The following is a 12,267-nucleotide window of genomic DNA, read 5'->3' as shown; positions in this document are numbered from 1 at the left end:
TTATTTTTCACCATCAGGTACAAATACGTAACCTAAGCCCCACACAGTTTGGATGTAACGTGGATTAGCGGCATCAACTTCAATCATGCGGCGCAAGCGCGATACTTGTACGTCGATACTACGTTCTAGTGCGCTGTAATCACGGCCACGTGCTAAATTCATTAACTTATCTCGGCTTAGCGGCTCTCGCGGATGTGTAACAAGCGCTTTTAATACCGCAAATTCACCACTGGTTAAAGACATAGTCTTGTCGCCTTGGCTCATTTCTCGTGTTGCTAAATTAAGTGAAAATTCCCCGAACGTAATTTCATTTTCTTCTGCGGCGGGCGCACCGGGTACCTCTTTGGCACGACGGCGTAAAATAGCTTTAATACGAGCTAATAATTCGCGAGGATTAAATGGCTTTGGAATGTAGTCATCAGCGCCAAGTTCTAAGCCAATAATTCGGTCAACTTCATCACCTTTAGCGGTAAGCATTACAATGGGGATTTCATTTTCTTTTTGACGTAAACGTTGGCAAATAGATAAGCCATCTTCGCCCGGGAGCATCAAATCAAGCACCATTAAGTGAAAGTTTTCACGTTCTAGCAAGCGGTCCATTTGTTCTGAGTTGCCCGCTGTACGTACAATAAATCCTTGTTCTACCAAATAGCGCTCTAACAAGCTGCGTAAGCGCATATCATCATCAACGACTAATACTTTTGTGGTTTCATGTCCCATTACTTTCATTCTTATTGTTTTGTACTGTTACTGATTAATATAAATGAAAAACTTGATAATAAAAAACTAATTAGGTCACTAGATTGTTACTGAACATTTCAAGCCAGCATAAATGTTGACGATAGTGAAAATCAGCTCGACAAGCCAACAAGATTTTTATACCTTGCTTACGTGTTTCCTAAGATAAAAAATTGCAACGTGAAAACTAATTTAGTCACCCGCGAAGGGTATTTACAACTACAACAAGAACACGATCATTTATGGAATGTAAAACGCCCAGAAGTCACTAAAATAGTAAGTTGGGCCGCCAGTTTAGGCGATCGCTCTGAAAATGCAGACTATCAGTACAATAAGCGTCTACTCAGACAAATAGATCGCCGCGTACGTTATTTACGTAAGCGCATGCCTGATTTAAAGATCATTGACTACTCACCTCAACAAGCAGGAAAAGTCTTCTTTGGGGCGTGGGTCGAGATTGAGAATGAGCAAGGTGAAATTCTAAAATTTAGAATTGTTGGTCCAGATGAGATTTATGACCGCAAAGATTACATTTCTATAGACTCACCAATGGCGCGAGCATTACTCAAAAAGCAAGTTGATGATGAGTTTTATGTTACCACCCCGCAGGGTAAAAAAGAGTGGTACGTAAACAGCATAAATTATCCTGGTGCCGACTGACACTTTGCGCAAACATAACAGGTCCCCATTTATTATTCAGAAAAGGTTAATTATTGATTGTCTAAAGTGAATTTGTAGACTATAAATAAAGATACTCAAGTAAAGCATTTCGCGCTTGAGTTTGGAATTGGAAGGTCGTAGTTATGTCAAACGCAATACATCGCATAATAAGTAATGCCATGTTATTTGCACTTTTACTAAGTGTGAGTTTGACTTCTTTTGCGCATGACGGTAACAATTCTAAAGAATTAGCTTCTCCAACCCCACACTACTTTGCTTGTGACACAGCAGAGCAAACCAACCCTGACGTTGACTTAGACACACATGTTGACGGGATCTCTATCAGGGTGATTCAACCACTCCCTGAAAATACTTCATCACTTTATGTGAGTGCGATTTTAACACAACCTTTTAGCCAAGCTTACCAACGTGGTCCACCTAGTTATTTAGTTTAATTTATTGCTTAAAACTTTATTAAATTTAATAACATAATTGGTGATTACTATGGCTAACTTTAAAGAACTTCGTACTCAAGATATTTCTAAAGGCGTTTTATCTCATACTTACAGTGAAACTCAGCCGTTAATTGATTTAACGTCTCCGGCTTTAAAAATGGTGAATAACTTTACTCAAAAAGATCCGCTACGCGCTCATTACGAAACCAGCATTGTGGATGCATTGAAACAAATAACCAGCCAACATACCGATTTTATTCTCGTGGTCGATGACAACAAAAAACTTGTGGGCATAGCCTCTAGTGCCGATCTGCAAAGTTCAAAAATAATGATTTTAGCACAGCGCTTAAATGTTGCTCGCAATGACGTTAGCTTACGTCATGTAATGACTCCGCTTAGCCATTTGACGGGTGTAAGCATGCAAAGCTTAAGTTATGCATGTATCGGAGATGCACTGCAAACGATGGAGCAAAACGGTATTATGTTTTTATTAGCTACCACCGCGCACAATGAAATCTGTGGTTTGATCTCTGCCCGTGAGATTGCAAAAAAATTGCAAATTCCAGTTCATATTAACCCTATTGCCCACTCTTTTAGTGAAGTAATGGAGCATATTGAACACCCTCATTAAGCACGGATACATGTTTAATTGAGTCACCTCTTTGAAAGGCCTTAAAGTATATAAATAGCATGCTTTAAGGCCTTTTTATTAAGCCCTGCTGTGATATTATTCAAGCAATTATTTACGCCAAAACTATCGTTCTGGTCTTCAAATTGTTTAATAAGGTTTTTGCATGAGCAATATCTCTGCACGTTTAGCCACTGAGCTAAATGCTCAAGAGCAACAAGTCGTTGCTGCTACAAAATTACTCGATGAAGGTTCAACAGTACCTTTTATTGCCCGCTATCGTAAAGAAGTAACGGGTGGTTTAGACGATACCCAATTACGCTTACTAGAGCAGCGCTTATCTTATTTGCGTGAACTTGAAGAGCGCAGAACATTTATTTTAGCGACTATAAAATCGCAAGATAAACTCACTCCGAGTCTAGCCGCTGACATTAACAATGCCGATAGCAAAACCGAGTTAGAGGATCTGTATTTACCTTATAAGGCAAAACGCCGTACTAAAGGGCAAATAGCGATCGAAGCAGGTATACAGCCGTTAGCTGATGCCCTATTTAATGATGCTTCATTAGATCCAGAACAACAGGCCGCAGGTTATTTAAACCCTGAAGCCGGCTTTGCAGATGAAAAAGCAGTGCTGGATGGCGCTAAATTCATTTTAATGGAACGCTTTGCCGAAGATGCCAAGCTACTCGCTAAGTTCCGTAGCCATATTAGTCAGCACGGCCAAATTGAAGCGAGCCTGATTGCAGGTCAAGAACAAGCTGGCGCTAAATATCGTGATTACTTTGACCATCAAGAAGCACTTAAAAAAATACCTTCGCATCGTGCCCTAGCCATGTTGCGCGCTCGTAACGAAGGTATTTTGCAACTGAGCATCAACCCTGAACCAAATTCAGAAAACCCCGCTCAGATGTGTGCTGTAATGATTGCCGATCACTACCGTCTTGATATTAATAACCAAGCAGCAAGTGCATGGTTGATGACAGTGGTGCAATGGGCATGGAAAATTAAACTTGGCCTACACCTAGAGAATGAATTTTTAGCGGCCATGCGCGAAAAAGCCGAAACTGGCGCTATCGACGTATTTGCAAAAAATTTAAAAGATTTACTGATGGCAGCGCCAGCAGGTGCACGTACCACTTTAGGACTTGATCCTGGTTTACGTACTGGTTGTAAGATTGCCGTTGTTGATAGCACTGGTAAGTTACTGGCAACGCAAACAATATTCCCACATGCGCCACAAAATCATTGGGATAAATCAGTACGCACCCTTGAGCAATTATGCCGTCAACATAAGGTTGAGTTAATCGCTATTGGTAATGGTACTGCATCACGTGAATCGGACAAGCTGGTTGCTGAACTAATCAAAGCGAATAGCGAGCTTAAACTCAATAAAATCATGGTTAGCGAAGCGGGTGCCTCTGTTTATTCTGCTTCGGAGTTTGCAGCCAATGAATTCCCTGATCTGGATGTATCGTTACGTGGCGCAGTGTCTATTGCTCGTCGCCTGCAAGATCCTCTTGCCGAACTTGTTAAAGTAGAGCCTAAATCTATCGGTGTAGGTCAATATCAACACGATGTATCGCAAAGTCAGTTAGGACAAACGCTAACAGCAGTGGTTGAAGATTGTGTAAATACCGTTGGCGTTGATTTAAATATGGCCTCGGTGCCGCTGCTTGCTCGTGTATCAGGACTAAATAAAACCTTAGCGCAAAATATTGTTAATTATCGTGATACCAATGGCTCATTCACAAAACGCTCAGAACTTAAAAAAGTAGAGCGCTTAGGACCAAAAGCGTTTGAGCAAGCTGCTGGCTTCTTAAAAATTAGCAATGGTAGCGATCCACTTGATAAATCATCCGTTCACCCTGAAGCTTACCCTGTTGTTAAGCGTATTTGTGAGCAAAATAGCCTTGATGTAAATACTCTCATTGGCAACTCAGAGCTATTAAATAAGCTAGTTGCTAATGACTATATTGATGATAAATTTGGTTTACCAACAGTCACTGACATAATCAGCGAACTTGATAAACCGGGTCGTGATCCTCGTCCTGATTTTAAAACCGCTGAATTTAAAGCCGGTGTTGAAAACATTAGTGACTTAAAACCAGGCATGATTTTAGAAGGCGTGGTTTCAAACGTTGCTAACTTTGGTGCTTTTGTTGATGTGGGTGTACACCAAGATGGCTTAGTGCATATTTCAGCAATCACTAATAAGTTTATTTCTGATCCGCGTGAAGTGGTTAAAGCTGGCGATATTGTGAAAGTAAAAGTAGTGGAGGTTGACGCTGCCCGTAAACGCATTAGTTTCACCATGCGTTTAGACGATGACATCGATACCAGCAACAAGCCCGCGCCTGCAGCTAAGCAAAAGCCGCAAAATAATACTCGTGGCAATAATCATCAGCCTCGTGCCGCTAAACCAAAACGCGATACCGGTAATGCCATGATGGGCAATGCCTTTGCAGATGCCTTCGCCAATGCCAAAGTGAAAAAATAACTGGTAAACAAAAACGCCACAAATTGAGTTTGTGGCGTTATTTTTCATAACTAAAAATTAAAAGTAATAACGTAATGTAGCTGTTATGTCTGCATACTCATCAACATAGCGGTATGAAGCCGCTAGATTTATTCTTTGTGTTATCGCGTAGTTCAAACCTGCTTTTAACACTAGATTATTATCACTTTCATCATCATGCAAACGCTCGTAACCAACCCCTGCGTTTACTTCAAATTTGCTCGTTAATAAATGCCTAACCTGCGCATTTATTGCAAAAACATCGCTTGTATCTGAGCTGTTATAGCTTGATTTTGAAGAATAAAAAACATCTCCTGCGAATTCACGTTCATACAAGATTGCTGCATCAGACTTAACTTTGAGTTGTCCATAATTCAATGCATAATCAAATGAAGTAACATCTGAAAAATGCTGAATATACCCAAAGCCAAGGCTATAACGAGTTAGCTCCATATCGATGACACTGCTATATGTATCGATAACATCGCTTGAATAAGTCCCATCAGGCAAAGGAGGAGACAAGTATTTAGCAACGCTTGAATAGTCAGCGCTACTTTGAGAATACGAGCCTGTAAAATACCAATTTTCAGAAAATTGCTTACTGAGGTTTATAATATAACCACCATAACTAGGCGCACCAAAGCGGTCTACATCCGTTTTATCATTGCTTTTAATGTCAGTTCTTGTGTAGCCAACTTCAATATAATCGTAGCTCAAAAATGATGTTTGATTTGCTGCGGCGGTGATTGAGAAAAGTGATAAAGCACCTGCTAATACGGTATATTTCATTTAATTTTATTCCATAAAAAACGCCACAAACTGACTTTGTGGCGTTGTTGTTTATAACTAAAAACTAGAAGTAATAACGTAAAGTCGCTGCGATATCTGCATACTCATCAACATAACGGTACGAAGCACCTAAAATTGCTTTTTCAGTCAATGTGTAATTAACACCCGCTTTTAACACTAGATTATTATCACTTTCTTCATCATGTAAACGCTCATAACCAATTCCCGCATTTACTTCTAATTGCTTGGTTAATAAGTGCCTTACTTGGACATTCGCAGAAAGAATATCTGCGTTATCTGAATTCGAGTAACCTGACTCAGTCGATGAGAGCACCTGAGTATTAAACTTTTCTTCTTCTAGGATGGTAAAATCAGTATTGTATTTAAGTTTACCTAAATAAATACTGTAATCTATATTAGTTACTGCCGATAAGCGTTGAATATAACCTGCGCCGAGTTCGATACGAGTAAATTCAGCGTCGAGTGTCCCTTGTGTATTAAGGGTTGATGTTCCTACATATTCACCATTTTGATAAATATCACGATAATCCTCAGAGACACTATTTGACATCTCATCTGATGTACTCGCATACATACCGGTTAAGTACCAATTATCACTAAGCTGTTTACTGATCTTAACGGCATAACCGTCAAAGCTAAGTTCATCTAAGTCATCTACGTCCATTTTGGCATAGCCAACTTCAACGTAGTCGTAGCTTAAGCCTGATGTTTGGTTTGCCGCTGCGGTGATTGAAAAAAGAGATAAAGCGCCTGCGATTACTGCATATTTCATTTAATTGTCTTCCATAATAAAAATCGCCATAAAATAACAGCTTTATATTGTTTCAACAATCTAAGGTTCTGTTTTAGCGTAAATCAATGTAAAGCCACGTATATGCTGGCTTAAATTTTAACAATAAAAAAGCCGCAAATTTTGATTCGCGGCTTATATTACTATTTAGGGAAGCTGGTGCTCGCCTAATAGTTGACTACTAATTACTTACGACGACGTGCGCCTAATAATGGCAGTAGTAATAGCATTAAGTAACCGAATGAACCACTATCGTCTTCTTCTTCAACTTCTGGGTAAGTACAGCTACCATCATCAGTATTCGCTTCAGGGTCAAAGTTAGTTGCTTCTGGATACGTACAACCAAGCTCAATACCATCTGAAATAACAGATAAAGTAAAGTCAGTCATCAATGATTTACTGCCACTAGTCAGTGTTACGCTTACTGGTATATTACCGAAGAAATGAGCAGTAGGTTCAATACTAAATGACATACCATCAACAACTACCATCGCATTTTCAGCAGATACTGATAGAGTAAATTCCTCATCAGTCTCGCGTGAAAGGGCTACGTTAATGTCTTCTAGCTTGCCATTTTCAATCACCGTCATATCTGCCAATTCAACAATCGCTAAATCGCTAGGTGTTACTGTTACCATAAACTCAGTGGTTAACACATTTTCAGTGCCAGTTAGCGTCACAGTGACAGGAATTTCACCAAAGAAACCAGCATTTGGTGTAAGGCTAAATTCCATACCATTGATGGTCGTTGTCGCGTTATCCGCAGCAACTGAAAGCGTAAATGCCTCATCTGTTTCACGTGAAAGTGCAACAGTGATTGCATCTAGCACACCATCTTCCATTACTGTTTGATCTGCAATATCAACAATTGTTGCTGGTGCATCGATACCATCTGAAACAACCGTTAACATGAAATCAGTGCTCACTTTATCCGTTGGATCAGCTTTATCTTGAACAGTGACCGTAACATAAGTTTCACCAAAGAAGTGAGGGTCTGGAATAAGGTTAAATGACATACCATCAACCTCAGCAGTAACCCCTTGGCCAGAGATAACCAGTTCATTTGGTGACTGATCAACGTCTAGTACTAGTACTTCAATACCATCAATACGGCCATTTTCAGCCACTGTCATATCATCTAAAGCTGAGATTTTCAGGTTACCGGCAACATTAATTGAGTGAGTAATGGTCTCTGTTTCAGCGTTACCTAGTTGGTAATCAAGAGTGATATTTTGAATTGTGCCTTTCGCCTCTGGTTTTACTGCCGCTTTAAAGCTCAGCTCTACCTCACTTTGCTCAGGGCCTACATAGTCAAAACAAATCACTAAGTCATCATGAAGTAGTTGATCAAGGTTGTTATAACCAAGCATTTCGAATAAATCACCATCTTTAAAGCCATAGTTACGAGAATACTCTCCTGATCCACCTTCAACAAATATAGCCCCTTCAGCAACATTTGCTCCCAGATTATCATAAGCAAAAATCATTTCATGCATACCTGGGTGGTCATCTATACCGCTACGTAAAATCACTTCGTAGTCAAACGACTCGCCAGTGTTTTTATCAGTGACATTATCAAACTCCATGAACAGTAAGTCGCCTAAGTCTGGGCGATCACTCTTATATTGAGTTGCCAGCGTTAACCCTTTTGGATCTGTTGGATTACGTAAGTATTCAACTTCAAATGAACCCCGCCAAAATGGCGCAAGTGCCTCTAGTAAGAAACCCGGTCCACGATGCTGACTCATAAGCCAGTAATAAGGTGTAAGCTGTAACGCTCCCACTGTGTGCATACGTATTTCATTTGTATTAGGCTGATTATACAGTTCAAACTTAGCGTCATCTAACATAAATAACCAATCAACTGGCACATCAAAATACGACTTGTCAGCTCCTACATACCATTCGGCATTAGGTTGCATGCCAAACTCATGTAAGTCGATATAACCACCTGTTGAATATTCATCAATCAATGGTGTATGACACATAGTGTCTGTGACATTGGTTGTCACTTTATACTCACGCTCAATGTTTCGCGTAGCTTCTTGAGTACTTTTGATAGTAAGTTTATTACCTTCAATAGTAATGAGATCAGCAACATTTGGGTTGTTACTTTGTAATGTATCAGCTGCTAAGCGAAGACCTTCAGGGATAGTGACAGACATATCATAGGCACGCTGCGCTGATTCATGGTTAGCTTTTAGCTTAACATTAACATCAACAACATCCATGCTACGGGCGCTCTGCTGATTAACATTTAACGCAATTGCATCTGCATCTCGATATAAATCAAGCGCGGTGAAACCTAAGCTACCTTCGGCACCGGGCATATCACCTAGCTCAAAACCGCCATAGTAAACATCACCTGCTTGAGCTTCAGGAATATCCCAGTTTATTTCCAACGGATAGTAACCATTTCCATCATGTGATGCCGGAGCAGAAACACTGATGTTATTAGTGTTTGTCTCTTCACCTATTACTGCATAATGCATTGTAGCGCGATAATTTTCACCACGCAGGCCACCAAGGTTTGCTGTTACAATCCAGTATTGACCTGGTGCGGGATCGATGATGCTACAATAGTTAGCTTCTGCATTACTTGATGAATAACAAACCATCTCTTCGTAAAGTGCATCTTTGATAGTAACAACATTGTTGTCTATTTCCTCTTGCGATGGCATAAAACCATCACTGTTGTTACGGTCTGCTCCTATCATCAGGTGTGCAAAAGCACGCTGAAAACGCTCATCTTGAATATCATTCAGACCCGTTAACTGCTTAGTTTCAGGTACTTTTGCCACTAAACGTTTAGTTCCCTCGGGTACATCAATAAGTTGAATATTCCAGCCAGCTTCGATGCGATCTGGAGTAACAAAAGGAGAAACAGCTTCAATTTCAAAGGTTGATTCAGTTGGTTTTACAAGACCGTAATAGCTTGGCGTAAATTCACTATAGCTATCAGTATTAACGTAGATTGTTTCACTGGCTTGATTACGCGCCATGTGAATTTCTTCTTTAAGTGGAAGTTCATCTAAATTATTACGTGCAACAATCGGTAAATGAGCATCGGGGACTGCACCGTTGATCTCGGTTAACACAACCTTACCATTAAACATTGCACCTATATTTTGCAGCATCTCCCAAGGAGCACCAGGCTCTGTAGGATCTAACTTATGCTCTATAGCATTCGGTAAAGACATGGTGATCAACAAGTCCTGTGATTCACCCGCTTTTAAATCAAATTGCGTTGGCGTTACAGTAGCAGATACCCCCGCTTCTTCCGTAAGGCCGAGTGCTGTCCATGCTAATGCTTCAGCATTCCAGCTACCATCTTGAGTGGCAGTCACTGTACGCATCCAGCTACAGGTTAGCTCACAATCCATTTCAACCATAGAAGGTAAGTTTAGCCAATTAACCAAACCACCGTTATTAGGGTTTGCCGCTTCATAACTCTCAAGTGGCACATCCATGATCAAGCCTGATTTAGCCGCATCAGCAACATTAATCGCACCGGCACCAGCCATAAAGTTATAATATGGGTCAGTTAAGCCTGAGTTAGACATAATTTTCACATTATGCGCGGTCATCATTAGCGCTGATTGTATTTCTGCTGGTGTCCAATCAGGGTGTAGTTGCGCTAATAGTGTCATAGCACCAGTTACGTGTGGGGCAGCCATTGAGGTGCCGCTCATAAACGTCCAATCTGATGCACGCGGGCCCGCAGTAAACGGTTGCTCATCCGCATTGGCAGCATAAATATCAACACCAGGCGCGGTTAAATCCGGCACTAAGGTATTATTAGTTCTACTTGGCCCCATTGAGCTAAAGATAGCTAATTGATTACCCGCAACCGGGTCCAACTCATAGTTATTCTCTGCTGCTGAAATAGTTGCGATAGCTTCACCTGCAGGATTACCGTTTATCCAGTTTCTAAGTTTATAGCGATCAGCTATTGCGACCTGAATACCAGGAATTACATAGTTATCTGTTGCTAGGTCATTCGCGCTATAGCTAATATTTTGTAAAATAAAACCACCAGCACCACCAGCGGCAACATTTTTCGCTTTATCTACACGTGGGGCATCCCCTCGCTCACAGATAACAATTTGATCTGCTGTAAATGTCCCTGCTGGGAAAGGCACATTACATGATGCTGCATTGAAAGCATCAGACTCATCTGGGTCTGGGTAATTTTCTGCTAATACAACGGATCCTGTGATACCACCAGAGAAGCTTTTGCCTGAGATCTCTCCTCCGCTAGGTATTTTTTCACCTTGGAAGTTACTAATAGTTTTATCACCAAATGAGGCAACACGGTCGTGAGTCGAAGCACCCACAGTAGTTACCCAAGGAGAAGCATGATCGGCACTATAATAGGCTGGTCCAGAGTTACCAGCGGCAGCAGCAACATTGATACCCGCTTTACGGGCGTTTAAAAAAGCTAGTTCCATTGGGTCTTCCCACGGGAAGCCTTCAGCCCCACCAATCGAGAAATTTATACTATCAACGCCATCAGCAATGGCATCTTCGAACGCTGATAAAATTGCAGATTCTGGGCAGCCTGAGTAAGGATCTCCACCGTTACCCGCCCAACACACTTGGTACGAAATAATGTGTGCACGAGGCGCTACACCACTAGTTTGTGCAAAGGTAAATGGTAAGTTTTCACCATCACTTACTTTTTCGCCAGTGGCGGCTTGCAGTGGTGTATCTAATAGAGTGTTACCTGCAGCAGTGCTTGCCGTGTGCGAGCCATGACCATTGTAATCTTCACCATTTTCTGGCCGGCGATCATCACGATCAAAAATAGAATCTCTATTTGCTGAGGTTATTTCCGGATATGAGCGCACACCAATTAACTTATCATTACATAAGGTTGCGTCTTCAACGCAGTCACCAACAAAGTTACCTGCACCGAGTGGATTCATTTGTGAAAATTGCTCATCACTGGCAAACGCTGGATGGTCGGTATTAATACCTGTATCTATGATACCAACAACCATCCCCTCACCTTTGGCTGCAATACCGCCGATATCGTTATCACCTTGCCAAATACGGTCAGCGCCAATAAATTGTGGCCCACGGTCTGTACGTAATTCAAAAATACGGTTAGGAGTAATACGTTTAACCCCTGACTGCTTAGCGAGTAACAATGCATCTTGTTGGGTCATTTCAACAACGGCAGCATTATTTGCCAATGTGAACTGCTTTTTCACCTCAATACTAGCACCCTGACCACGAGCACTACTAAGTACCGTATTTTGACGCTGCTTTAAAAATGTTTGATAATTGCGCACTTCACGAGATTGCGTGTTAACACGCTCGCGTACCATAACTGAACGTAATTCTTTTACCGCTGTTGCAGCATAACCTTGAATATCACCTTGATAACTCGTTACCGGTTCTTCATCAAGTTGCACAATATAAGTTTGCTTACCAGTAACACCTTGTTGCGGTTGGAATACCTGCTCAGGTGTTTGGTTTTGATACTGCTGATTTAAACGACCAACATTACCACGCAGCAAACCATTGTTTTCAATTGCTTGTTTTTGTTCTTGATAGTTTGCTACATCTTGTGATGTAAATGTTGGCTCATATAAGTCGACATTTGTCGTCTTTTTAAAGCCAGGTTCGGCCACTGCATATCCTGTAGCTCCGACATATATTG

The 12,267-nt window shown here is 41.0% G+C and carries 8 protein-coding genes; 4 read left to right on the top strand and 4 right to left on the bottom strand.

The window, feature by feature from the left end; translation table 11 throughout:
- Positions 1 to 720 carry an osmolarity response regulator transcription factor OmpR gene (gene ompR / locus V7783_RS17445; protein WP_064668508.1) on the bottom strand — a complete coding sequence of 240 codons (720 nt, stop codon included), beginning with the start codon at positions 718 to 720 and terminating at the stop codon, positions 1 to 3.
- Between the two features lie 198 nt (positions 721 to 918).
- Here ompR and greB point away from each other — a divergent pair, with 198 nt between their 5' ends.
- The 4 genes from greB (at position 919) to V7783_RS17425 (ending at position 4,981) form a co-directional block, all read left to right on the top strand.
- Complete coding sequence (gene greB / locus V7783_RS17440; RefSeq protein WP_335679802.1) at positions 919 to 1,398, top strand: transcription elongation factor GreB; 480 nt, start codon at positions 919 to 921, stop codon at positions 1,396 to 1,398.
- 143 nt (positions 1,399 to 1,541) lie between these two features.
- The gene (locus V7783_RS17435; protein WP_335679801.1) at positions 1,542 to 1,853 is read left to right on the top strand and encodes a hypothetical protein; all 312 of its coding nucleotides are present in this window, start codon (positions 1,542 to 1,544) and stop codon (positions 1,851 to 1,853) included.
- 49 nt (positions 1,854 to 1,902) lie between these two features.
- Positions 1,903 to 2,484: a CBS domain-containing protein gene (locus V7783_RS17430; RefSeq protein WP_335679800.1), complete on the top strand. Its 582-nt coding sequence runs from the start codon at positions 1,903 to 1,905 to the stop codon at positions 2,482 to 2,484.
- Between the two features lie 163 nt (positions 2,485 to 2,647).
- A complete protein-coding gene (locus tag V7783_RS17425) occupies positions 2,648 to 4,981 on the top strand; it encodes a Tex family protein (protein ID WP_335679799.1) in 2,334 nt (777 codons plus the stop codon).
- Positions 4,982 to 5,038: 57 nt separating this feature from the next.
- Here V7783_RS17425 and V7783_RS17420 read toward each other — a convergent pair whose 3' ends face one another.
- From V7783_RS17420 to V7783_RS17410, 3 genes are all read right to left on the bottom strand, one after another.
- A complete protein-coding gene (locus tag V7783_RS17420; RefSeq protein ID WP_335679798.1) occupies positions 5,039 to 5,788 on the bottom strand; it encodes an outer membrane beta-barrel protein in 750 nt (249 codons plus the stop codon).
- A 64-nt stretch (positions 5,789 to 5,852) separates the two neighbouring features.
- The gene (locus V7783_RS17415; protein WP_335679797.1) at positions 5,853 to 6,581 is read right to left on the bottom strand and encodes a hypothetical protein; all 729 of its coding nucleotides are present in this window, start codon (positions 6,579 to 6,581) and stop codon (positions 5,853 to 5,855) included.
- 203 nt (positions 6,582 to 6,784) lie between these two features.
- Positions 6,785 to 12,238: a S8 family serine peptidase gene (locus tag V7783_RS17410; protein WP_335679796.1), complete on the bottom strand. Its 5,454-nt coding sequence runs from the start codon at positions 12,236 to 12,238 to the stop codon at positions 6,785 to 6,787.
- Positions 12,239 to 12,267: the final 29 nt, after the last annotated feature.

The organism is Pseudoalteromonas sp. (assembly GCF_036960685.1).
GTDB lineage: Bacteria > Pseudomonadota > Gammaproteobacteria > Enterobacterales > Alteromonadaceae > Pseudoalteromonas.
This window is presented reverse-complemented; position numbering and strand designations above follow the sequence as displayed.

Bases quoted from the DNA above. Each gene is read 5' to 3' on its own strand.
- ompR (WP_064668508.1), bottom strand. From the start codon at position 720: ATGGGACATGAAACCACAAAAGTATTAGTCGTTGATGATGATATGCGC.
- V7783_RS17435 (WP_335679801.1), top strand. From the start codon at position 1,542: ATGTCAAACGCAATACATCGCATAATAAGTAATGCCATGTTATTTGCA.
- V7783_RS17430 (WP_335679800.1), top strand. From the start codon at position 1,903: ATGGCTAACTTTAAAGAACTTCGTACTCAAGATATTTCTAAAGGCGTT.
- V7783_RS17425 (WP_335679799.1), top strand. From the start codon at position 2,648: ATGAGCAATATCTCTGCACGTTTAGCCACTGAGCTAAATGCTCAAGAG.
- V7783_RS17420 (WP_335679798.1), bottom strand. From the start codon at position 5,788: ATGAAATATACCGTATTAGCAGGTGCTTTATCACTTTTCTCAATCACC.
- V7783_RS17415 (WP_335679797.1), bottom strand. From the start codon at position 6,581: ATGAAATATGCAGTAATCGCAGGCGCTTTATCTCTTTTTTCAATCACC.